At 47.9% G+C, this 22,903-nt stretch carries 17 protein-coding genes; all 17 read left to right on the top strand.

Features of this window, described 5'->3' with window-relative positions; genetic code table 11:
- The first annotated feature begins 38 nt into the window (after nucleotides 1-38).
- Nucleotides 39-1,742, top strand: coding sequence for a proline--tRNA ligase (locus BBI11_RS09810; RefSeq protein ID WP_068462832.1), 1,704 nt, complete (start codon nucleotides 39-41; stop codon nucleotides 1,740-1,742).
- A gap of 80 nt (nucleotides 1,743-1,822) precedes the next feature.
- Nucleotides 1,823-6,130 carry a PolC-type DNA polymerase III gene (locus BBI11_RS09805; RefSeq protein ID WP_068462830.1) on the top strand — a complete coding sequence of 1,436 codons (4,308 nt, stop codon included), beginning with the start codon at nucleotides 1,823-1,825 and terminating at the stop codon, nucleotides 6,128-6,130.
- Nucleotides 6,131-6,256: 126 nt separating this feature from the next.
- Nucleotides 6,257-6,736: a ribosome maturation factor RimP gene (gene rimP, locus BBI11_RS09800; protein ID WP_068462828.1), complete on the top strand. Its 480-nt coding sequence runs from the start codon at nucleotides 6,257-6,259 to the stop codon at nucleotides 6,734-6,736.
- Between the two features lie 25 nt (nucleotides 6,737-6,761).
- The gene (gene nusA, locus BBI11_RS09795) at nucleotides 6,762-7,889 is read left to right on the top strand and encodes a transcription termination factor NusA (protein ID WP_068462826.1); all 1,128 of its coding nucleotides are present in this window, start codon (nucleotides 6,762-6,764) and stop codon (nucleotides 7,887-7,889) included.
- Nucleotides 7,890-7,908: 19 nt separating this feature from the next.
- Complete coding sequence (gene rnpM, locus BBI11_RS09790) at nucleotides 7,909-8,190, top strand: RNase P modulator RnpM (RefSeq protein WP_068462823.1); 282 nt, start codon at nucleotides 7,909-7,911, stop codon at nucleotides 8,188-8,190.
- Nucleotides 8,187-8,495: a YlxQ family RNA-binding protein gene (locus BBI11_RS09785; RefSeq protein ID WP_058380471.1), complete on the top strand. Its 309-nt coding sequence runs from the start codon at nucleotides 8,187-8,189 to the stop codon at nucleotides 8,493-8,495. Before rnpM ends, BBI11_RS09785 begins: the two co-directional genes overlap by 4 nt.
- A 14-nt stretch (nucleotides 8,496-8,509) precedes the next feature.
- Nucleotides 8,510-10,810, top strand: coding sequence for a translation initiation factor IF-2 (gene infB, locus BBI11_RS09780; protein WP_068462821.1), 2,301 nt, complete (start codon nucleotides 8,510-8,512; stop codon nucleotides 10,808-10,810).
- The gene (locus tag BBI11_RS09775; RefSeq protein WP_068462819.1) at nucleotides 10,807-11,085 is read left to right on the top strand and encodes a DUF503 domain-containing protein; all 279 of its coding nucleotides are present in this window, start codon (nucleotides 10,807-10,809) and stop codon (nucleotides 11,083-11,085) included. Before infB ends, BBI11_RS09775 begins: the two co-directional genes overlap by 4 nt.
- 18 nt (nucleotides 11,086-11,103) lie before the next feature.
- On the top strand, nucleotides 11,104-11,457 hold the full coding sequence (gene rbfA / locus BBI11_RS09770) for a 30S ribosome-binding factor RbfA (protein WP_068462817.1): 354 nt from the start codon (nucleotides 11,104-11,106) through the stop codon (nucleotides 11,455-11,457).
- 92 nt (nucleotides 11,458-11,549) lie between these two features.
- Nucleotides 11,550-12,479, top strand: coding sequence for a tRNA pseudouridine(55) synthase TruB (gene truB / locus BBI11_RS09765; protein ID WP_068462815.1), 930 nt, complete (start codon nucleotides 11,550-11,552; stop codon nucleotides 12,477-12,479).
- Between the two features lies 1 nt (nucleotide 12,480).
- Nucleotides 12,481-13,422 carry a riboflavin biosynthesis protein RibF gene (gene ribF / locus BBI11_RS09760; RefSeq protein ID WP_068462813.1) on the top strand — a complete coding sequence of 314 codons (942 nt, stop codon included), beginning with the start codon at nucleotides 12,481-12,483 and terminating at the stop codon, nucleotides 13,420-13,422.
- Nucleotides 13,423-13,556: 134 nt separating this feature from the next.
- The gene (gene rpsO / locus BBI11_RS09755; RefSeq protein WP_068462811.1) at nucleotides 13,557-13,826 is read left to right on the top strand and encodes a 30S ribosomal protein S15; all 270 of its coding nucleotides are present in this window, start codon (nucleotides 13,557-13,559) and stop codon (nucleotides 13,824-13,826) included.
- A 140-nt stretch (nucleotides 13,827-13,966) separates the two neighbouring features.
- A complete protein-coding gene (pnp, locus tag BBI11_RS09750; protein ID WP_068462809.1) occupies nucleotides 13,967-16,075 on the top strand; it encodes a polyribonucleotide nucleotidyltransferase in 2,109 nt (702 codons plus the stop codon).
- Nucleotides 16,076-16,150: 75 nt separating this feature from the next.
- On the top strand, nucleotides 16,151-17,362 hold the full coding sequence (locus BBI11_RS09745) for a M16 family metallopeptidase (RefSeq protein WP_068462807.1): 1,212 nt from the start codon (nucleotides 16,151-16,153) through the stop codon (nucleotides 17,360-17,362).
- Nucleotides 17,363-17,468: 106 nt separating this feature from the next.
- Nucleotides 17,469-18,479, top strand: a complete 1,011-nt coding sequence (locus tag BBI11_RS09740; RefSeq protein ID WP_068465721.1) for an aspartate-semialdehyde dehydrogenase — start codon at nucleotides 17,469-17,471, stop codon at nucleotides 18,477-18,479.
- Nucleotides 18,480-18,726: 247 nt separating this feature from the next.
- A complete protein-coding gene (locus tag BBI11_RS09735) occupies nucleotides 18,727-20,394 on the top strand; it encodes a ribonuclease J (protein ID WP_068462805.1) in 1,668 nt (555 codons plus the stop codon).
- A gap of 185 nt (nucleotides 20,395-20,579) precedes the next feature.
- Nucleotides 20,580-22,889 carry an FtsK/SpoIIIE family DNA translocase gene (locus tag BBI11_RS09730; protein WP_237150257.1) on the top strand — a complete coding sequence of 770 codons (2,310 nt, stop codon included), beginning with the start codon at nucleotides 20,580-20,582 and terminating at the stop codon, nucleotides 22,887-22,889.
- Nucleotides 22,890-22,903: the final 14 nt, after the last annotated feature.

The raw sequence follows: 22,903 nt of genomic DNA, 5'->3' as shown, positions 1-22,903 counted from the left end.
ATTTACAAATACAATGACCAGTTGAGGTGTATTCGGATATGAGACAAACATTAAGTTTTATCCCAACATTAAGAGAGACTCCGGCTGATGCGGAAGTAAAGTCGCATCAATTATTGCTGCGCGCAGGATTTATCCGCCAAAACACGAGTGGAATTTATTCGTTTCTTCCGCTCGGCAAACGCGTTTTGCACAAAGTCGAAAAAATCATTCGTGAGGAAATGGAAGCGATCAATAGCGTCGAAGTATTCATGCCAGCTTTGCAGCAAGCTGAACTTTGGCAGGAGACGGGGCGTTGGTACTCTTATGGCGATGAATTGATGCGCTTAAAAGACCGTAACGACCGCGAGTTTGCACTTGGGGCGACACATGAGGAAATCATCACGAGCCTATTGCGTGATGAAATCAAATCCTATAAAAAACTGCCGCTGACTTTGTATCAAATCCAGTCGAAGTTCCGCGATGAAAAACGTCCACGCTTCGGCTTGTTGCGCGGACGCGAGTTCCTTATGAAAGACGCCTATTCTTTCCATGCAACGACGGATAGCCTCGATCAAACTTACGACGATATGATGCAAGCCTACAGCAATATTTTCAGCCGCCTTGGATTGAATTTCCGCGCTGTCATTGCGGATTCGGGAGCAATCGGCGGCAAAGACAATCACGAATTCATGGTACTGTCGGAAATCGGTGAAGATACAATCGCCTATTCGGACAGCTCACCATATGCTGCCAATATCGAAATGGCGGCAGTTCAAATGGATTACCCAGTATCCGACGAATCGGCTCTTCCAGTCGAAAAAGTGGAGACGCCTGACCAAAAGACTATTTCACAAGTGGCGGAATTTCTTGAGACGACGCCTGAAAACTGCATCAAAACCTTAGTGTTCAAAGCGGACGATGAGTTAATCGTCGTATTGTCTCGCGGCGACCACGAAGTGAACGATGTAAAAGCCAAGCACATTTCAGGTGCTAAGTTGATCGAATTGGCGACGCCTGAAGAAGTGCGCGAATTGCTGTCTTGCGATATCGGTTCCATTGGGCCTGTGGGCTTGCCGGCAGATGTCCGCGTATTCGCAGACAATGCTGTTCAATCAATCGTCAACGGTGTAACGGGTGCCAATGAAGACGGCGTCCATTTGAAAAATGTCACACCAGGTGAAGATTTTACCGTAGAAGCTTATGGAGACTTGCGCTTTGTAAAAGAAGGAGATCCGTCGCCAGATGGCAAAGGCACCATTCAATTTGCCAGAGGCATTGAAGTCGGGCATATCTTCAAATTGGGCACGACATACAGTGAACCGATGAAAGCAACGTTCCTCAATGACCAGGGCAAAGCGATGCCTTATATCATGGGTTGCTACGGAATCGGCGTTTCACGTATCGTCGCGGCTGTCGCTGAAGAGTTCCAGGACGATTCTGGATTTACTTGGCCAAGTGCGGTGGCGCCGTATGAAATCCACGTCGTGCCGGTCAACGTCAAAGACGATGTCCAGCGTGAAACGGGTGAAGAAATTTATGAACAATTGAAAGCACAAGGATTCGAGGTGCTGCTCGATGACCGCAAAGAGCGTGCTGGGGTAAAATTCGCAGATGCCGATTTGATCGGCTTGCCGCTTCGCATCACGGTTGGCAAACGGGCCGCAGAGGGAATTTTGGAAGTGAAAATCCGTGAAACCAATGAAACCGTCGAATGGCATAAAAATGAAGTGCTCGACAAGGTACGCGAATTCTTTAAGAAATAAATAATAATCTGATATGATAAAAGGAAAGTACAATCGTACTTTCCTTTCTTTTTCTGAAATAAATGGCGAAGGGGATAATCATGATAAATGAGCAAGACGCCAAGATGAGATTTAAGTTGCTGCTGCAGCATCTAGAGTTAACGGACGATGTCCACATGCCTTATTTTGAAGAGGCTGAATTGACGCGCATGACTGTCCACAAGAAAGACCGGGCATGGCGATTTATCGTCAAACTCAAGCAAGTACTGCCGCTTGAATTATTTATTATTTTCCGTGAGCGGCTGCAAGCCAAGTTTTCATCGATTGCAAGCGTTCAAGTACACATAGAAACACCCGCACAACAAGCTGACGGTGAGCAAGTTTCCGCCTACTGGCGGCATGTCGTTGATGAATTGGCAGATATGGCACCGCCGCTACGTGAGCAACTATTGTCTCAAGCGCCGGTATGGAACGGCAATAAACTGATTATCGATTGCTGCCACGAACATGAAATGATGGCGTTGAAATCAAAATATACCGAAAAGCTAAGCCAAGTCTTTCAGCAATTCGGATTTCCAGCATTTTCAATCGATTTTCAGCTATCCGCAGAAGATCAGCAAGAAGCACGCGCTGCTTTTATGGAACAGCGCAAAGTCGAGGAAGAAGCGATGGCAAAACGAGCTGTCGCGGATATGAAGAAACGGGAAACCGAACGCAAAGAAAATGGCGCACCGTCTGGGCCGTTTCAAATGGGCTCTGCCATCAAACCTGATGAGCCGATTGTCGAAATCCGTTCGATTGTCGATGAAGAACGCCGCGTGACCATTGAAGGCTTCGTGTTTGATGTCGAAGTCCGCGAATTGCGCAGCGGCCGTTCGCTATTGACGGTCAAGATGACTGATTATACCGACTCCATCCTTGTCAAAATGTTCTCTCGCGATAAAGAAGATGCGGAATTGATGGCACAGGCGAAAAAAGGCATGTGGCTGAGAGCGAGAGGCTCGATTCAAACCGACACCTTCGTTAGAGACTTGGTCATGATGTCGAACGACATGGTCGAAATTACTCCATCGGTCCGCAAAGATACTGCTGAAGTGAAGCGGGCAGAACTGCATCTGCATTCGCCCATGAGCCAAATGGATGCGGTCTCTTCGATTGGCTCATTAGTCGAACAAGCGGCGAAATGGGGGCATCCAGCGATTGCCGTCACGGATCACGCAGGGGTGCAAGCATTTCCAGACGCGTATGCCGCGAGTCAAAAGCATGGCATCAAAGCGATATTTGGCTTAGAAGCGAATTTAGTCGATGACGGTGTGCCGATTGCCTACGAAGAACGCCACGCATTGCTTGAAGAAGAGACTTTTGTGGTCTTTGACTTGGAGACGACCGGACTATCCGCCGTTTACGATACGATCATCGAGCTCGCGGCGGTGAAAATCAAAGGCGGCAATATCGTCGATAAATTCGAGCGCTTCGCCAACCCGCACCATCCCTTGTCGGCAACAACCATTGATTTGACCGGCATCACAGATGATATGGTGCGCAATGCACCGGAAGTCGAGGAAGTCATTCGCGAATACCATGAATGGGCAGGAGACCATATTATGGTCGCGCATAACGCCTCGTTTGATATGGGCTTTTTGTATGTTGCCTATAAAAAATACGGCATCGATCAAACCCATGCCACCATCGATACGCTAGAACTTGCCCGCATGCTTCATCCGGAAATGAAAAATCACCGACTGAATACCTTGGCTAAAAAGTTCAATATCGAACTTACGCAGCATCACCGCGCCATCTACGATACGGAAGCGACCGCTTACCTGTTAACGCATCTGTTGAAAGAAGCGGATGATAAAGGCATTCTCTACCACGATCAATTGAATGATTACGTCGGCACGGGAGATTCCTATAAACGTTCGCGTCCGACTCATTGCACCTTGCTAGCCAAAGACCAGGAAGGCTTGAAGAATTTGTTCAAGCTCGTATCAGCGTCCCACATCAATTATTTTTACCGCGTGCCACGTATTCCGCGTTCGCTCCTGCAGCGTCACCGGAAAGGCTTACTTGTCGGCTCGGGTTGCGATAAAGGTGAAGTGTTCGAGGCAGTCATGCAAAAATCAATGGAAGAAGTCGAACGGACTGCGCAATTCTATGATTATTTGGAAGTGCATCCGAAAGAAGTATATCAACCATTAATCGATCGGGAATTGATTCGCGATGAATGGAATCTCGAAGACATCATTAGAAAGCTAGTCAAAGTAAGCCGTAAACTCGATAAGCCTTTGGTCGCGACTGGGAATGTCCATTATTTAGACGAAACGGATGCCATCTTCCGCCAGGTACTGATCGGTTCACAAGGCGGGGCCAACCCGTTGAACCGGTCGACCTTGCCGAAAGTGCATTTCCGGACAACCAATGAAATGCTCGATGCCTTTGACTTTCTTGGCGAAGAGACGGCACGTGAACTCGTCGTCGACAATTCCTTGAAAATCGCAGATATGATCGATGTTGTAAAACCGATTAAAGATGAATTGTATACACCGAAAATTGAAGGAGCAGACGAGGAAGTTCGGGAGCTCAGTTACACGATGGCTCGCTCGATTTATGGCGATGACTTGCCGGAGATTGTCGAAGCGCGCATCGAGAAGGAACTGAAATCGATTATCGGACACGGCTTCGCGGTTATTTACTTGATTTCACATAAACTGGTAAAAAAATCACTGGACGACGGCTATCTCGTCGGTTCGCGTGGGTCGGTCGGCTCTTCACTTGTTGCGACGCTCACTGAAATCACGGAAGTTAATCCTTTGCCGCCCCATTATGTGTGCAGAAAATGCAAAAAATCCGAGTTCTTTGATGACGGTTCTGTCGGCTCCGGCTTTGACTTGAAAGACAAAGAATGTCCGGACTGCGGCATTCCCTATAAAAAAGACGGTCAGGATATCCCGTTTGAAACTTTCCTCGGATTTAAAGGCGATAAAGTTCCCGATATCGATTTAAACTTTAGTGGCGAATATCAGCCGCAAGCTCATAATTACACGAAAGTGCTGTTTGGCGAAGACAATGTCTTCCGGGCCGGCACGATCGGGACAGTAGCTGAGAAAACCGCTTATGGGTATGTGCGCGGCTACGCCAATGACCGCGATATGACCATGCGCGGTGCTGAAATCGACCGTTTGGTACAGGGTTGCTCCGGCGTTAAGCGCAGCACAGGGCAGCACCCGGGCGGTATCATCGTTGTGCCTGATTATATGGACATCTATGATTTCTCGCCGATTCAGTTCCCGGCAGATGCGCAGGATTCTGAATGGAAGACGACTCATTTTGACTTCCACTCGATTCACGATAATTTATTGAAGCTCGATATTCTCGGGCATGATGACCCGACAGTGATCCGCATGTTGCAGGATTTATCCGGCATCGACCCGAAGACGATCCCGACCGACGACCCGGAAGTGATGAAGATTTTCGCAGGGCCTGAGTCGCTTGGCGTCACGAAAGAGCAAATCGGCTGCAAAACCGGAACGCTCGGCATCCCGGAATTTGGCACGCGCTTTGTCCGCCAGATGCTCGAAGATACAAAACCGACGACATTCTCTGAACTCGTACAGATTTCGGGATTGTCACACGGTACGGATGTTTGGCTCGGCAATGCCCAAGAATTGATCCATAACGGCACATGCCAGCTGTCCGACGTGATCGGCTGCCGGGATGACATCATGGTTTACTTGATTTATCAAGGGCTTGAGTCTTCCTTGGCGTTCAAGATTATGGAATCGGTACGGAAAGGGAAAGGCTTGACGCCGGAAATGGAAGCGGCGATGAAAGAACAAGCGGTCCCGAACTGGTATATCGAGTCGTGTAAGAAAATCAAGTACATGTTCCCGAAAGCGCACGCCGCGGCTTACGTCTTGATGGCAGTCCGGATCGCTTATTTCAAGGTGCATTTCCCGGTCCTCTATTACGCCGCGTATTTCACGGTGCGGGCAGAAGATTTCGATGTCAATGCCATGGCGAAAGGATCTCACTCGATCCGTGCCAAAGTAGACGAAATCAATTCAAAAGGATTGGAAGCTTCGACAAAAGAAAAGAACTTGATGACGGTTATGGAACTCTCGCTTGAAATGGTCGAGCGCGGTTATACATTCCAAAAAGTCGATTTGTATAAATCCTCCGCAGATGAATTTTTAATTGAAGGCAATACCTTGATTCCGCCGTTCAACGCAATTCCAGGACTTGGCACCAATGCCGCGAAATCGATCGTTGCAGCAAGGGCAGAGGGTGAATTCCTGTCGAAGGAAGATTTGCAGCAGCGCGGGCGCGTCTCAAAAACAATCATCGAGTATATGGATGATCACGGTTGCCTAGAGGGAATGCCTGATGCCAATCAGCTGTCCTTGTTCTAGTCAGTTGCGCCGCACCGCTAAGCATGGTATTATTGTAATAACATTTACTGATAGCTCTGTCGCAGAAGAGTGGGTTCTCCCGCTCTTTTCTGTTTGTTATGGCATATTATTGGCAGGAGGCATTTTATGAGCAAAATTACAGAACAAATTGAAGCAATGGCACAACCAATCGTCGATGAACTGGAACTTGAGCTAGTCGATGTCGAGTTTGTGAAAGAAGGCAAGAACTGGTTCTTGCGCGTCTATGTGGACAATCCACAAGAGCCGATCGATATCGATCAATGCGCAATTGTCAGCGAGCGTTTAAGCGAAGAGTTGGACGCAACTGATCCAATCGAGCAGAACTATTTCCTGGAAGTCTCATCACCAGGAGCGGAACGTCCGTTGAAGAAAGAGAAGGATTTCGAAAAAGCTTTGGAAAACTTCATCTACATCAAAACGTACGAACCGATTGAAGATGTCAAAGAATTCGAAGGTTATTTGAAGTCGTATGATGAAGAACAAGTAGAGATTGAGGTCAAAATCAAAACTCGCAGAAAAACCATCAGCATCCCGAGAAAGAAAATTGCCGTGATTCGTTTGGCAATCGATTTTTCTGCAAGCTGAATAGAAGAATTTAGGAGTGAATAACATGAGCAGTGAGCTATTGGATGCTTTAGAAGTGTTGGAGAAACAAAAAGGAATTTCGCGAGATGTGTTGATCGAAGCGATCGAAGCAGCGCTTGTCACCGCTTATAAACGCAATTTCAACCAAGCGCAAAACGTCCGTGTCGATTTAAACTTAGATACGGGGACGATGCTGGTTTATTCGCGCAAAGATGTCGTTGAAGAAGTCGAAGATGACCGCTTGCAGATTTCATTGGAAGATGCGCATGCATTGAACCCGGTTTATGAAATTGGCGATATTGTAGAAGAAGAAGTTACACCGCGTAATTTCGGCCGCATTGCTGCACAAACAGCAAAACAAGTTGTCACGCAGCGTGTACGTGAAGCCGAACGCGGATTGATTTTTGAAGAATATGTGGACCGTGCAGATGACATCGTCAACGGCATCGTAGAACGCATGGATGCCCGCAATTTGTATGTCGGTCTTGGGAAAGTCGAAGCGGTATTGCCGCAGACAGAACAAATGCCTAACGAAAACTACCAGCCGCATGACCGCATCAAAGTCTATATCACTAAAGTTGAACGGACAACACGTGGCCCGCAAGTATTCGTTTCACGGACACATCCAGGGCTTTTACGCCGTTTGTTTGAAAACGAAGTGCCTGAAATTTACGACGGCATTGTAGAAATCAAATCGATTGCCCGTGAAGCGGGAGACCGTTCGAAAATCTCTGTCCATGCGACGGATGAAGAAGTAGATCCAGTGGGCTCATGCGTCGGTTCAAGAGGCGGCCGTGTACAAACCATCGTCAATGAATTGGGCGGCGAGAAAATCGACATCGTGGAATGGTCGGAAGATCCGGTTGTTTTTGTCGCAAATGCACTCAGCCCGTCTAAAGTATTGGACGTGCAAGTGAGCGATGACGATAAATCGACAACAGTCGTCGTTCCTGATTACCAATTGTCTCTTGCAATCGGCAAGCGCGGGCAAAACGCGCGTTTGGCAGCGAAATTGACAGGTTGGAAAATCGATATCAAGAGTGAAACGGATGCCCGTGAACTGGGAATTTATCCGTCTGCTGAGTCAGCTTCTGCCGATACAAGCGCAGATGAAGATGCGGATGGCTTTGATTTTTACGACGAAGAAGAATAAGCTGAGAAGGTGATATCCGTTGGCTATGCAAAAGAAGATTCCACTAAGAAAATGCGTCGCAACTGGTGAAATGCTTCCGAAAAAGGACATGATTCGCGTAGTACGCTCCAAAGAAGGAGACATGTTCGTCGACCTGACAGGTAAAAAATCAGGAAGAGGCGCTTATGTTTCCAAATCGGAAGATGCCATCGAACTAGCGCGTAAAAAGAAGGTATTGGACAAGCAACTTGAAGTGAAAGTTCCAAGCGAAATTTACGAAGAGCTCGTCCATGCCGTACGCAGAGAGCAGCTGAAATCATGAATAAAGAAAAAATCCTGCAGTTTTTGGGACTTGCCACGCGGGCACGCAAATTGGTCACCGGCGAAGAATTGGTGATTAGCGAAGTGCGGCGCGGCAATGCAAAATTGGTCATCGTGGCTGAAGATGCATCCGAAAACACGAGAAAAAAACTGCATGATAAATGCAATTCCTATAATGTTCCAGTGCGCATAGGCGCGAGTCGCTATGAAATTGGCCATGCTATAGGAAAAGAAGCACGCGTCGTTCTGGCGATTACCGATAACGGTTTTGCCAAGAAAATGACGAGCTTGTTTGATGAAAACTAACCGGGGGTGAGCAGATGACCAAAATTCGAGTACATGAATACGCTAAAAAAGTAAATAAACCGAGCAAAGATATCATCGATGAATTGTCGAAAATGAACATCAAAGTCAATAATCATATGGCAACACTAGAAGATACTGCTGTGACGAAATTGGACGGCATTTATAAAAAACCTGCACAAGGAAACCGTGCACAAGGTTCACAATCCCGCCCGCAAGGCCAAAACCAGCGCCGCGGTCAAAGTGGACAAGGCAGCCAAGGTGGGCAAAGCCGTCCTCAAGGCGGTCAAGGCCAGAACCGTACAGGTAGCCAAGGCGGCCAAAACCGCACACAGGGTGGTCAAAACCGTTCACAATCGTCGCAGCAAGGCACAGGAACAGGAGCGAACGCTCAAGCAGGCCGCGGATCAAACTTTACGCCAAAAGCCGCTAAACCAGCTCCAGGACCAGGCCAACGCGGCCGTTCTGGTGGACCAGGCCGAGGCGGCCAAAACCGCAATCGTAAAGGCAAACAGCAGCGTCCGGTAAACCCGATGCCGCCAATGCCGAAACGCGAAAAAGAATTGCCGTCAAAAATCACATTCAGTGAATCGTTGACTGTAGGCGATTTGGCGAAAAAACTAGGCCGCGAGCCTTCAGAAATCATCAAAAAATTGTTCATGCTCGGCGTTATGGCAACGATCAACCAAGAGTTGGATAAAGATGCCATTGAACTCGTCTGTGCAGAATACGATGTAGAAGTAGAAGAAGAGATCTTGATCGACAAAACAGATTTGGAAGTCTACTTCGAACCTGAAGAAGAAGCCAAAAAAGAAGAACGTCCATCTGTCGTTACGATCATGGGCCACGTTGACCACGGGAAAACGACTTTGCTGGATTCAATCCGTCACACGAAAGTCACTGCTGGAGAAGCAGGCGGAATCACACAGCATATTGGTGCGTACCAAGTCGAAGAAGATGGCAAGAAAATCACGTTCCTCGATACACCAGGACACGCAGCATTCACAACCATGCGTGCTCGCGGTGCGAAGGTAACTGATATCGCGATTATCGTCGTAGCTGCTGATGACGGCGTAATGCCACAAACAGTAGAAGCAATCAACCACGCAAAAGCGGCTGAAGTTCCGATCATCATCGCAGTCAACAAAATGGACAAACCGTCTGCTAACCCAGACCGCGTTATGCAGGAATTGACCGAGCATGGCTTGGTACCTGAAGCATGGGGTGGCGAGACCATTTTCGTGCCGCTTTCCGCTTTGAACGGAGAAGGTATTGATACATTGCTTGAAATGATCTTGCTTGTTTCTGAAGTTGGAGAACTAAAAGCGAATCCTGGCCGCCGTGCAATCGGTACGGTCATTGAAGCAGAACTCGACAAAGGCCGTGGATCGGTCGCGACATTGCTCGTACAAGATGGTACTTTGCATGTTGGAGACCCAATCGTTGTCGGCAATACATTCGGACGCGTCCGTGCGATGGTCAACGACCTTGGCCGCCGTGTGAAAACTGCTGGGCCTTCGACGCCAGTTGAAATTACCGGTCTAAGTGATGTGCCACAAGCAGGCGACCGTTTTGTTGTCTTTGAAGATGAGAAAACAGCCCGTCAAATCGGTGAAGCGCGCTCGGCTACTGCCTTACAGGAAATGCGTTCTGAAAAGAACCGCGTAACACTTGATAACTTGTTCGATCAATTGAAGCAAGGCGAAATGAAAGAGTTGAACTTGATCGTCAAAGCAGACGTTCAAGGAACAGTTGAAGCTATGGCTGCTTCTCTCTTGAAAATCGATGTAGAAGGCGTTAACGTAAAAGTCATCCACACGGGTGCTGGAGCAATCACAGAATCTGATGTATCCCTAGCGGCAGCTTCTAATGCCATCATCATCGGCTTTAACGTACGCCCGGATGTCAACGCCAAGCGTGCAGCAGATGCAGAAGGCGTCGATATTCGCTTGCACCGCATCATCTACAAAGTAATCGAAGAAATCGAAGCCGCAATGAAAGGCCTCTTGGACCCAGAATTCGAAGAGAAAATCATCGGCCAAGCAGAAATCCGCAGCACCTTCAAAGTATCTAAAGTCGGAACGATTGCCGGAAGCTATGTAACAGAAGGCAAAATTACACGCGATAGCGGCGTGCGTGTCATCCGTGATGGCATTGTCGTCTTCGAAGGCGAAATCGATACATTGAAACGCTTTAAGGATGACGCAAAAGAAGTTGCCAAAGGCTATGAATGTGGTGTGACGATCAAAAACTTCAACGATGTCAAAGAAGGCGACATCATCGAAGCTTACATCATGGAAGAAATCGAAAGAAAATGATCCTTTCAATGGAATGCGAGTTTTTTATCCCGACCGCGCATTCATTGAAAGATAAACGGGCCATCGTCAAAAGCATGGTGACCCGTACGAAACAGAGATTCAATGTGTCGGCGGCGGAAGTCGATCATCAGGAAGTTTGGCAGCGCACGCGCCTCGCATTTGTCACGGTCTCTTCTTCAAAAGAAGCAGCGGAACGTGAAATGGCTCATGTGCTGCGCTTTCTTGAAAGCAATCCGTCGTGGGAATGCATGGAAATAGAGAACGAATATTTGTAAGAACGGAGTGGATTCGAAATGTCATCAATGCGCTCGAATCGTGTAGCTGAGCAGATGAAAAAAGAGCTTGGCGAAATTATCGGCAGAAAATTGAAAGATCCACGCATCGGCTTTGTCACAGTGACAGATGTCGAAGTGACGGGCGACCTACAGCAGGCAACCGTCTACATCAGCGTGTTGGGCGACGACAAAGAGAAAGAGCAAACCTTGCTCGGCCTTGCCAAGTCTAAAGGATTCATTCGCTCGGAAATCGGGCAACGAATCCGCCTGCGCAAAACTCCCGAATTGGCGTTTGAAATCGATTCGTCTGTCGCGTACGGCAATCGGATTGAATCATTGCTGCGGGATATCAAAGATCCAACAGAAGAATAAACCGAAAGCCTGCCCGTCTATTTTTAGACAGCAGGCTTTTTTCTACATAGTACCGATCGGTGTGACAGCCGATAAAGAAAGGGGTATTGGCCATGGAACCGAATGGAATTCTTCCGTTATGGAAAGAACCAGGCATGACATCACACGACTGCGTTTTCCGACTGCGAAAAATCCTGAAAACGAAAAAGGTCGGTCATACCGGAACGCTCGATCCGCAAGTGGATGGCGTTTTGCCGATTTGTTTAGGGCGGTCGACCAAAGTGGCCGAATACATCACAGATCAAGGAAAAACGTATGAAGCACAAGTATCAATTGGCTTTTCCACAGAAACAGAAGACGCGGAAGGGGCAATCGTCGAGCAAGACAGCAGTGACAAGGAAATAACGCGCAAGCAATTGGAAACGGTGTTGGCAAGCTTGACGGGCGATATAGAACAGATTCCACCGATGTATTCGGCGGTCAAAGTGAACGGCAGAAAGCTTTACGAATATGCCCGTAAAGGGGAACAAGTAGAACGTCCGGTACGCACGGTACACATTGACTCGATTGAATTATTGGACGAGGCAACCGCGTGGAGAGGGCAGAACATCCAGTTCCGCATCCGTATCCGTTGCGGCAAAGGGACTTACATTCGAACGCTCGCTGTCCAAATCGGTGAAGCGCTCGGGTATCCAGCACATATGTCACAGCTAACGCGCACACAATCCGGCAGTTTTACAAAAGAACAATGTGTGACGCTTGCCGAAGTAGAGGAAATTGCGCAAAATGGGGATATCGATTCTATTTTGCAGCCATTGTCATATGGCTTGAGTATTTTCCCTTTTGAGGAAATTGCAGCGGATTTGCTGTTCAGCATCAAGAATGGACAAGTGCTCGAAGCACATCCAATCTTGAAAACGGAACCGTTTGTCGTTTTCACCTATCATGGCAAACCAGCAGCGTTATACAAAAGGCATCCTGAAAAGGCTGGCAAAATGAAACCCGAAAAAATGTTTGGATTTCCTCCAACGGACGAGGTGTAATATGAAAATCATTCACTTGAGTTATCCTCACGACATGAAAGCACAAGAACATGGGCCATTGTCCATGGCGATCGGTTTTTTTGACGGCGTTCACAAGGGGCATCAGCGAGTGATCGGAACGGCTATAGACAAAGCGCGATCAACTGGGATGAAGTCGGCTGTTATGACCTTCGATCCACATCCATCGCTCGTACTCGGCGGCCGGAAAGAAGAAGTGTTTTATATCACGCCACTTAGCCAGAAAATGGACATTTTGCAGGAGATGGGTGTAGATATTTGTTATATCGTCCGCTTCACTTCCCAATTCGCTCAACTGTCGCCTGAACAATTCGTCGAGCATTTCATTGACGGCTTAGGCGTTAAGGAAGTCGTTGCCGGATTTGATTTTTCTTTCGGTAATAAAGGCGGCGGAGATATGGAATTGATGCAGTCGATCGGCCGTGAACGTTATAAGGTCACCACGGTCGGCAAAATCGAAGCGCAAGATGAAAAAATCAGTTCGACGCGCATTCGCCATTTATTAAAAGATGGAATGGTGGAATCGGTCCATCAATTGCTCGGCAGGCCTTACCGAATTTCCGGAACTGTCGTAAATGGCGACAAACGCGGGCGGACAATCGGTTTTCCAACCGCCAATGTCGAACCGGAACTTGGCACATTCGTTCCAAAACGGGGTGTCTACGCCGTCCGGATCGAAGTGCAAGGCATGTATTATAATGGTGTTTGCAATGTCGGATACAAGCCGACATTCAACAATCCGGATGTTAAAAACTTAGTTATCGAAGTCCATATTCTCGATTTTGATACGTCTATTTACGGCGAAAAAGTCATTGTCGAATGGCATAAACGCATTCGAGATGAGCAGAGATTTTCAGGTATCGATGAATTGAAAGAACAAATCGGACTGGATAAAGAGACTGCTACGCAATATTTCAAAGTATAAGTAGGACAGTTGATTTCAAGAAATCACTGTGCTATGATATCAAAGTACTGAACGTACTAACCATTGCTTGGCACATCGAATCACCAACGTTTGCTAGGTAATAGGGGCTATCAGAGATTAGGAGGTGGAACAGCATGGCAATCACACAAGAACGTAAAAATGAATTGATCAATGAATACAAAGTGCATGACACTGATACTGGTTCTCCAGAAATTCAGATCGCCATTCTTACAGAAGACATCAACAACTTGAACGAGCACTTGCGTACCCACAAGAAAGATCACCATTCACGTCGTGGTCTATTCAAAATGGTTGGACGCCGTCGTAACTTGCTTAAATACCTACGCGAGAACGATGTACAACGCTACCGTGAGTTAATCGGAAGACTTGGCCTACGCCGATAATAGCAAGCAGAGAAAGCGGGATTCGTCCCGCTTTTTCTTTATGCTTAAAACATATCATTGAATCGCACTTGATGTGCTTTTTTGATACACTATTGAAAGATACATACTACAACGAAACACAGTAAGAGAGGAGCTCGACTATGGAGCAAACAAAAAAAACCTATTCATTTGACTGGGCTGGCCGCGAACTAAAGGTCGAAGTCGGTCAACTGGCTAAACAAGCGAACGGAGCGGCGTTAATCCGTTACGGCGATACAGCAGTACTATCCACTGCTACGGCATCAAAATCACCAAAACCTTTGGATTTCTTTCCGCTTACGGTGAACTATGAAGAGCGCCAATACGCTGTCGGGAAAATCCCGGGTGGATTCATCAAACGCGAAGGGCGCCCGTCTGAAAAAGCGACTTTGATCAGCCGCTTGATTGACCGTCCATTGCGTCCGCTATTCCCTGACGGTTTCCGCAACGAGGTACAAGTCATTTCCATGGTTATGTCAGTCGATCAGGACTGCCCATCTGAAATGGCTGCGATGTTTGGATCGTCACTCGCTTTGATGATTTCAGATATTCCATTCGATGGCCCAATCGCAGGCGTCATCGTCGGCATGATTGATGGCGAGTACGTTATCAACCCGACAGGCGAACAACTGGAGAAAAGCTCAATCAACTTGACGGTTGCCGGTACAAAAGACGCCATCAATATGGTAGAAGCCGGTGCGAAAGAAGTGTCTGAAGAGGCTATTCTTGAAGCGATCATGTTCGGCCACGAAGAAATCAAGAAATTGATCGCTTTCCAAGAAGAAATCGCTGCAGAAGTGGCTAAAGAGAAATCGGCAGTCCAATTATACGAATTGGATGCGGACTTGACGGCTGAACTGAAAACGGCTGTGGAACAAGACATGAATGCAGCTGTTCAAGTAAACGAAAAGCAAGCGCGCAATGAAGCCATTGCCGCTGTTCGCGAACGTGCGCTTGAAGCCTATGCAGATTCAGAAGACGATATTAAAAAGCAAGCGGGCCAAGTGCTCGATAAAATGGTTAAAGATGAAGTCCGCCGTCTGATCACGGACGAAAAAATCCGTCCAGACGGTCGCGGCCCATCCGAGATCCGCGCACTTTCTTCTGAAGTCGGCGTTCTTGCACGTACTCACGGTTCTGGCCTTTTCACGCGCGGCCAAACGCAGGCAATGAGCATCTGTACCCTTGGCGCACTTGGTGATGTTCAAATCATCGATGGCCTTGGCTTGGAAGAGACGAAGCGGTTTATGCACCATTACAATTTCCCGTTGTTCTCTGTCGGGGAAACTGGCTTCTTGCGCGGCCCTGGCCGTCGCGAAATCGGCCACGGGGCACTAGGCGAACGGGCTCTTGAAGCGGTTATTCCAAATGAAAAAGATTTCCCTTATACGATTCGACTCGTTTCCGAAGTGTTGGAATCGAACGGTTCAACATCGCAAGCAAGTATCTGTGCTTCGACTTTGGCGATGATGGACGCGGGTGTACCGATTAAAGCACCGGTTGCCGGCATTGCAATGGGCCTTGTGAAAAAAGGCGAGAACTATACGGTTCTGTCTGACATCCAAGGAATGGAAGACCATCTCGGCGATATGGACTTTAAAGTTGCCGGAACAGCAGATGGTGTCACTGCCCTTCAAATGGATATTAAAATTGACGGCTTGTCCCGTGAAATTCTCGAAGAAGCATTAACACAAGCGAAAATCGGGCGTCTGCACATTTTGGAGTCGATGATTGCGACAATCAACACACCGCGCACGACATTGTCCAAATTTGCGCCGAAGATTATCATGGTGAAGATCAATCCAGACAAAATCCGCGACGTCATCGGACCGGGCGGCAAAGTCATCAATAAAATCATCGATGAAACGGGCGTTAAGATCGATACCGAACAAGATGGTACGATTTTCATTTCTTCTGTTGATGAAGAAATGAACGCTAAAGCGAAAGCGATGATCGAAAACATCGTGCGCGAAGCAAAAGTCGGCGAATATTACGAGGGCGCCGTTAAGCGCATCGAAAAATTCGGCGCATTCGTTGAGTTGTTCCCAGGAAAAGACGGCCTTCTCCACATTTCAGAAATCCAGGAAGAACGGACAAAAGAAGTGGAAGATGTCTTGAAAATGGGCGATGTTGTGAAAGTAAAAGTTATCGAAATCGATCGTCAAGGACGCGTTAATTTGTCCCGTAAAACGGTTTTGAAAGAAGAAAAAGAAGCAGCTGAAAAGGCATAAAACGTTAAATAAAAAAATGGGAAAATTGCCGGTGGCATTCGCCGGCAATTTTTTTCATATCCAGGAGGGCTTTTAATGGTTACCACATATACTTGCCAAAATGGCTTGCGCATCGTTTCTGAACACATCCCGCATTTTCGTTCCGTGGCGGTCGGCGTATTCGTCAATACGGGATCACGCGATGAGCGGCCGGAAGAAAACGGCATCACGCATTTTATCGAACACTTGTTGTTCAAAGGCACAGAGAAACGCAGCGCCAAGGATATTGCACGTGAATTCGATCGCGTCGGCGGCGATTTGAACGCCTACACTTCAAAGGAATATACATGCTATTACGCTAAAGTGCTTGATCATCATGCGCCACTCGCGGTTGAAGTATTGGCCGATATGTTCTTCAATTCGGTGATGGACCCTGTGGAAATCGATAAAGAACGGCTCGTTGTTAAAGAGGAAATCAGCATGACCGAAGATATGGCGGACGATGATGTCCATGAACAATTATGGCGTGTCATGTATCCAGATAATGCAATTGGCGCACCGATCTTAGGCACCAACGAAACGCTGGACCGCTTCTCAAGACAGCAGATCTTGGATTATATGGAACGCCACTATACCCCGTCGAACACAGTCATTTCTGTAGCTGGCCATATCGACGACAAGTTGCTGAGCCAAATTGAATCGTTATTCGGCTCGTTCGAGCGCAAAAGTCCGGATAATGCCCACGTCTTGCCACTGTTTGTGCCTGGTCAATCGATCAAGCATAAAGAAACCGAGCAAGCCCATATCTGCCTTGGGTATCCTGGATTGTCGCTGCAGGACGATCAATTGTTTTCGCTTGCGGTACTGAACAATATCATCGGCGGTTCGATGTCATCTCGGCTGTTCCAGGAAATTCGCGAAGACCGCGGCCTTGCCTATTCCGTTTACTCGTATCATTCTGCCTACTCCGATCACGGCACGCTAGCGATCTACGGGGGAACTGCCGATCATCAAGTCGGGGAAGTGGAGGAGTTGATTCGCACATCGCTTCAGCGCATGCGAGAAGGCGATATTAGCGAGTTGGAAATTTCGGATTCCCGCGAGCAGTTAAAAGGCAATTTGCTGCTTGGCCTCGAAAGCACAGGATCCCGCATGAGCCGCAACGGAAAATACGAATTGCTTCACGGCAAGCACCAGTCCGCAGATGACATCATTCGCTTGATTGATGGGGTCGAACGGGATCACGTCCTTGATTTGATGCAATTAACTGCTGCTGCACCCGCTGTCTCCATCATCCGTTCACAATGAAAGACGAATCGCGACATTTTGTCCCGCTAAAGCGTTAAATTGTGATACAATAACGCAAATTAGTTAAGAAGGAGAGAGTCGAGTGAAAACCTATAATGTAGCGATCATGGGCGCAACCGGTGCTGTCGGCCAGCAAATGAAAGACCAGCTGGAAAAGCGCAACTTCCCTGTCGGGGATATCAAATTCCTGTCTTCTGCCCGCTCTGCCGGCAAAGAAATCAACTTTAATGGACAAACTTACACCGTAGAAGAAGCGGTGCCAGAATCGTTTGAGGGAGTCGACATCGCTCTGTTCAGCGCAGGGGGCAGCATCTCAGAGAAATTTGCGCCTGAAGCTGTGAAACGCGGCGCAGTCGTGGTCGACAATACAAGTGCCTTCCGCATGAATGAAGATGTGCCGCTCGTCGTCCCTGAAGTGAACAAATCAGCGCTAAAAGGCCATTCCGGCGTCATAGCCAACCCGAATTGCTCGACCATCCAAATGGTGTGCGCATTGCAGCCGCTAAAAGAGCAATTCGGCTTGCAAAAAATTATTGTTTCCACCTACCAAGCGGTGTCAGGTGCCGGGATCGATGCCATCAACGAATTGAAAGATCAATCAGCGGATTTTGATAACGCTGCGACGGCCGAAGCGAAAGTCTTACCTGTAAAATCAGCCGATCGCCATTATCCGATCGCTTTTAATGCAGTGCCGCAAATCGATCAATTCGCTGATAACGGCTATACGCTCGAAGAAATGAAGATGATCAACGAAACCAAAAAGATCATGAGTGACCAAAGCTTGGCGGTCGCGGCGACTTGTGTAAGGCTGCCAGTCGTCACAGGACATTCCGAATCTGTCTACGTCGAATTGGGCGATGCACCGTCCGTCCAACAAGTGAGAGAGGCGCTAAGTGGTGCGCCAGGCGTTGTCTTGCAGGACGATCCTGCCAATCAGGAATACCCGATGCCTTTGATGGCAGCTGGGAAAGATGAAGTATTTGTCGGCCGCATCCGCAAAGACCTCGACAACCCGAACGGCTATCATTTATGGGTCGTTTCCGATAACTTGATCAAAGGCGCCGCGTTGAATTCGGTGCAAATTGCTGAAGCGCTTATTGAAGAACAATTGCTGTAAGCTGGTAACCAATCGTTCTGCCTCGATTAACGACCAGCGCGAGTAAAACCCATAGCCATCCGCCGATCGCAGAAAGTCGTTTTCTTTCTGACACAGGCGGGTGGCTTTTTTTTGCGAGCGACCACTTTAGCTGCTGGAGCAGAAGGTGGAGGGTAGGGATTATTTTTTCTTTGGACTGTTACCGGTGATTACCGTATAATGAAATCTATGGATCTGTACGGGTGAAATATTTTTAGGAGGAAATCAATTGAGTAAAATTAAAAACGAAGTCATTAGAGTCATTCCGCTTGGCGGAGTAGGAGAAATCGGCAAAGCCATGTACGTCATCGATATCGATGATGACTTGTTTGTTGTCGACAGCGGGTTGATGTTCCCGGAAGATGAGATGCTTGGCGTCGACATCGTCATTCCGGACGTCACTTATCTTGAAGAAAACAAAGACCGTGTGAAAGGGATCTTCCTGACGCATGGCCACGAGGATGCAATCGGGTCGATTGCTTATCTATTAAAGAAAGTCCAAGCGCCGGTTTATGGCTCGAAGCTGACCATTGCGCTTGCTAAAGAGCACGTAAAAGAGCTTGGCTCGCTCAAACATCATAAATTCTTTGAAGTCACCAATAAGAGCCGCATGAATTTTGACAAAACACACGTCACCTTTTTCCATACGACACACAGCATTCCAGATGCACTCGGAATTGTTTTCCATACATCAGAAGGCGCGATTGTCCATACTGGGGAATTCAAATTTGACCAGTCGATGCAAGGCAGCTACCGCCCGGATTATGCCAAAATGGCAAAACTCGGTGAAGACGGGGTATTGATGCTCTTGTCGGATTCCACTGAAGCGGAACGCCCAGGCTACACGACGTCTGAGACAGTCGTAGCTGACCATATCTTGACGGCATTCCACCAAGCGCCGGGCCGAATTCTTGTATCGCTTTATTCATCCAACTTCATCCGCATCCAGCAAGTGTTCGACATTGCGCAACAAACCGGTAAAAAAGTAGCTGTCATCGGCAAAAGCCTAGAGAAGAGCTATGAAGTCGGCTTGCGCCTTGGTTATCTTGAAGTGGATGAAGAGACCGTCATTTCTCTGAAAGATATGGAAAAATACAACGATGATGAAGTGGTCATCATCGTAACAGGCAACCAAGGTGAACCGTTAGAAGCGCTTGACAAAATGGTCAGACGCCAGCATAAAGACGTGCGCATTAACGAAACGGATACGGTGTTGATCACGTTCACGCCGTCGCCAGGCATGGAAGTGCCAATGTTCCAGACGATGAACAAATTGGCTAAAGCTGGCGCGAAAGTATTGACGTCTAATAAGAAAGTCCACGTTTCCGGGCACGGCAGCCAGGAAGACTTAAAAATGATGCTGAACTTGATGAAGCCGAAGTATTTCGTGCCGATTCAAGGAGAATATAAAATGCTCATTGCTCATTCCAAGTTGGCTCAGCAGGTCGGAATCGCAAAATCGGATATCTTCATTGCCGATAAAGGCGATATCGTCGAATACAGAAAAGAGAAAGTCCGCATGAGCGGCCGTGTGACGACAGGCAATGTCTTGATCGATGGAATCGGCATCGGGGACGTCGGCAATATCGTCCTGCGTGACCGCAAGCTCTTGTCGCAGGATGGAATCTTTATTATCGTCGTTACCTTGAACCGTAAGGAAAAACGCATTGCATCAGGTCCTGAAATCATTTCCAGAGGTTTTGTCTATGTCCGCGAGTCGGAGCAATTGCTTGAGGAGTCGAGTCAATTGGTGCGCAAAGTCGTCGATAAATACGTGACGCGCGATGCATTTGAATGGAACAATATCAAACAGGAAATCCGCGATACGCTGAATTCGTATCTGTACCAGCAAACGAAGCGACGTCCGATGATCATTCCAATCATCATGGAATACTAAGAATACAAGTAAAGGGATTCCATACCGATGTTATCGGCAGGAATCCTTTTTCATTACGTAAGAAAAGAGGGAATCTCATGGCGCCAAGCCGTACGACTAAAAAACCTAGCGCTAAGCCGCGGACCAAACCACGCACCAAACCAAAAGCTAAACCAAGAACAAAAAAGAAACGGCAACCAGTGCCGATGATCGCTTATGAAGTAACGGGGCTTATCATGATCGGCATCGCGATCTTAATGGTCTTCCGTCTCGGGTTAATCGGCCGCATGTTCAACAATATGGCAGAGTATCTGTTCGGCTATCTGGCCTTTCTTGCACCCTTGGCATTGACGGCAATAGCTCTACATATCATGGTCAAGCGAGGATTGCCGAAAATCCGTGCAAAAATTGCCGCAGGATCGCTGTTTTTGTTTGCGGGCGCTTTGTTGATCAGCCATTTAATCTGGTCGGCAAGTTCTATCCTGCCGATCACTTCGGCAAACGTCATGTCGGAAACTTCTAAAATGACGCAGATGACGGGAACGCTCTGGGGCAATTATGAAGCGACAGGCGGCGGCTTTTTCGGCGCGGTATTGTATGCGCTGCTCCACGTCCTGTTTGCCACTGCCGGGACATGGGTGATTGCCATCATCTTGCTGTCGATTGGTGCCATTATCTTAACAGGCAAAACAGCTGCCCCGGTTATTGCAGAGCGCTTGCCAGCAGTCGGCGAAGCAATGAAATCTTTGGCAATACGTTTTAAACCGGAACAAAAACCGGCGAAAAAACAGCCGCGCAAGAAAAATGCCCCTGAAAAGGTATTGGAAATGAACGAACAACTCGCTTATGACGATGCATTAGAAGAAACAGAGACAACGTTGGTTTTTGATCAAGAAACCGAGCGGGAAACAGAAGACGACGCTGAAAAAGAACCAATCATTTCAGCCTTTACTGAAAAGGTCAAGCCGAAGTCCAAAGAGGCGGAAAATGAAAAAGTGGCCACTGAGCCTTCTGAAGAAACCCGCCGCGTTGACCCTGAAACGGGTGAAATCCTTAAAGAGCCAGTGATGTCGATGAAAGAAGAAGCGGAAAACGAAGATTATTCCTTGCCGCCGATCGATTTATTGACATTGCCGCCACATAGCGACCAAAGCGGGGAATATTCGGGCATTCAAAAAAATGCCAAGAAACTCGAAAAAACCTTCCAAAGTTTTGGTGTCCGTGCAAAAGTGACGCAAGTCCATATGGGGCCGGCTGTTACAAAATATGAAGTGTTGCCGGACGTCGGTGTGAAAGTCAGCAAAATTGTCAGTCTCCACGACGATTTAGCTTTGGCGCTTGCAGCGCGGGATATCCGCATCGAAGCGCCGATTCCTGGAAAATCGGCAATCGGAATTGAAGTGCCGAATACGGAAGTGGCAGTCGTAAGCTTGAGAGAAGTACTGGACTCTGAAGAAAACAATCGCCCCAATTCGAAGCTCTTATTCGGCCTTGGACGCGATGTTACGGGCCAGGCAGTCATGACAGAACTCAATAAAATGCCCCATTTGCTCGTAGCAGGATCGACAGGCAGCGGGAAATCCGTTTGCATCAACGGCATCATCACGAGCATCATCATGCGCGCCAAGCCGCACGAAGTAAAAATGATGATGATTGACCCAAAAATGGTCGAACTGAATGTCTATAACGGAATACCGCATCTGCTCGCGCCAGTTGTCACGGATCCGCGCAAAGCGGCGCAAGCCTTGAAGAAAATCGTTTCGGAAATGGAGCGGCGCTATGAGCTGTTTTCCCATACCGGCACCCGCAATATCGAAGGTTATAACGATTATGTCGATACATTTAACGCAGAAAATGACGACAAGCATCCCAAATTGCCATTCATTGTCGTCATCGTCGATGAGTTAGCAGATTTGATGATGGTCGCATCGAACGAAGTCGAAGACGCCATCACCAGGCTCGCTCAAATGGCGCGTGCGGCAGGCATTCATTTGATCATCGCGACGCAGCGCCCAAGTGTCAACGTCATCACCGGTGTTATCAAAGCAAATATTCCATCGCGCATTGCTTTTGCAGTATCGTCCGCCATTGACTCACGCACCATTTTGGATATGGGCGGGGCAGAGAAATTGCTCGGCCGTGGCGATATGCTATTCCTTGGGGCTGGGCAATCAAAGCCGGTCCGTGTACAGGGCGCATTTTTATCGGATGCCGAAGTAGAAAAAATCGTCGACTTCTCAATTGAACAGCAAAAAGCACAATATCAGGAAGACATGATCCCGTCTGATGTTGAAGAAGTGAGCATCGACCAGGAAACGGACGAGCTTTACGACGAAGCGGTGCAATTGGTGACCGAAATGCAGACCGCATCCGTGTCGATGCTGCAGCGCAGATTCCGCGTCGGCTATTCCAGAGCAGCACGAATCATAGACCAAATGGAGCAGCGCGGGGTGGTCGGCCCTTATGAAGGCAGTAAGCCACGTCATGTTCTGGTTCCTAAGCAGGACGATTATTGATCATTTACTAGCTG

Origin of the sequence: Planococcus maritimus, assembly GCF_001687625.2 — a bacterium.
GTDB lineage: Bacteria > Bacillota > Bacilli > Bacillales_A > Planococcaceae > Planococcus > Planococcus maritimus.
The sequence above is the reverse complement of the archived record's forward strand: the minus strand, read 5'-3'. Positions and strand labels throughout refer to the sequence as shown.